General features: G+C 69.6%; 1 protein-coding gene. It reads right to left on the bottom strand.

Translation table 11 applies throughout. From position 1 onward, the window contains the following. Positions 1-154: 154 nt before the first annotated feature. Positions 155-1,525: M61 family metallopeptidase (locus FKP22_RS30020; RefSeq protein ID WP_141291873.1), on the bottom strand; the 1,371-nt coding region annotated here is incomplete at its 5' end.

Below are 1,525 nucleotides of genomic sequence, written 5' to 3'. Positions count from 1 at the left end.
GTGGCGCGTTTGCTGGACCAGCTGCCGCAGCGCCGCTCACGGGTGCTGCAGGTGCGCAACCGGGCGGTGTTCGAAGTGGCGGCGCTGCTGCGCGAGCTGGCCGGCGTTTCGACGGCGGCCGCCGTCGAGCCGGCGCTGGCAGTGGACTGAAGACCTACTTCGCCTTGTAAATCGCATCCAGCCGGTCCGGCGTGGCGCTGACACGCTCCAGCGCCGGGTAGCGCAGGCCGCCGCGCCAGTCGATGCGGGCGCTGAAGAAATGGTCGCCGTCCTTGACCAGCAGCTGGATCGGCGCCTTGCCGTCGATGTTGGCGGTGACGGCGGCCGTCAGCCGCTCGGGCCGGTAGCTGCGTTCGTTGACGGCCAGCACCTGCATGCCCGCGGCAAGTCCCGCCTGGAAGGCCGGGCTGTCCCAGTAGACCTGGTCCAGCTTGCCGTCGCTGGTCACGCGCAGGCCGAGTGAATAGGCCATGTCCTGCGGGCGCTCGTCGCCTTCAGGGCCGCTCCAGCCACGTTCCTGGGCCGAGAACCGGCTTTCTTCGGTGCGCCAGCGCAGCTGCCAGCCGGCATGGCTCACGCCGTCCAGCGGAGCGACGGTGCCGGTGCGGTTCAGGCGCTCGCGCCAGAAACCGGCCCAGTCATGCGGTTGCAAGGCGTTCAGTGCCGTGACCAGCTCGTCGAAGGTGTAGGTCAGCGGCTGGATCGAGCCATCTGCGCGCTGCTGCGGTGTGCGGCCGAAGAAGCTGCGCGCGAAGTCGTCCAGCGACTTCTTGCCGCCGCTTTTCTCGCGGATCAGCGTGTCGGCGTCCAGCCACAGCAGCAGGCCTTCGTCGTAGTAGTCGCTGCTGCGCTGCCAGTCTTCCCATTCGGCCGTGTGGCCGGGGCCCAGCGTGGCTTCGTTGGTGGTGTCCTGCAGGCTGCGCCAGACCCGGCCGCTGCGGGCCTGCGCGTCGGCCGCAACCGCAGCCAGCCGGTCGCGCGCCTGCTCGGGCGTGGACAGCCCGCTGCGCGCGGCCAGCACATGGCCCCAGTACTGCGTGAGCCCTTCGTAGACCCACAGCAGCGAGTTGCGCATGGGGGTGTTGTAGTGCGGCGTCCAGAGGTCGGCCGGGCGACGGAACTTGCCGTTCCAGGCGTGCACGTATTCGTGCGGCAGCAGTTCGCGGCCGCGGATGGCCTTGTCCCAGTCGCTGAAGTAGTCGGCCTCCAGGCCGTTTTCGCTGGACTCGTGGTGCTCCAGGCCGATGCCGCCGAACTCGTCGGACAACGCCAGCAGGAAGTCGTATTGCCGGTACGGGCGGTGGCCGAACAGCTTGTCGGCCTGCTGCACCAGGGCCTTGTGGGCCGCAAGCTGCGCGGCGGTGGCGACGAGCTGGCCAGGCTCGTCGGCCAGCAGGTTCAGCGCCACGGCGTGCGGCGTGCCGGGCGGGTCCAGCTCGATTCGTTTGGTGTAGCGGCCGGCGAACAGCGGTGAGTCGACCAGGGTTTCGAGGCCAACCTCGGCGTAGTCCACCCAGCCGTCCTC

Origin of the sequence: Ideonella azotifigens, assembly GCF_006519715.1 — a bacterium.
In the GTDB taxonomy this organism is placed as follows: domain Bacteria; phylum Pseudomonadota; class Gammaproteobacteria; order Burkholderiales; family Burkholderiaceae_C; genus Ideonella; species Ideonella azotifigens.
This window is presented reverse-complemented; position numbering and strand designations above follow the sequence as displayed.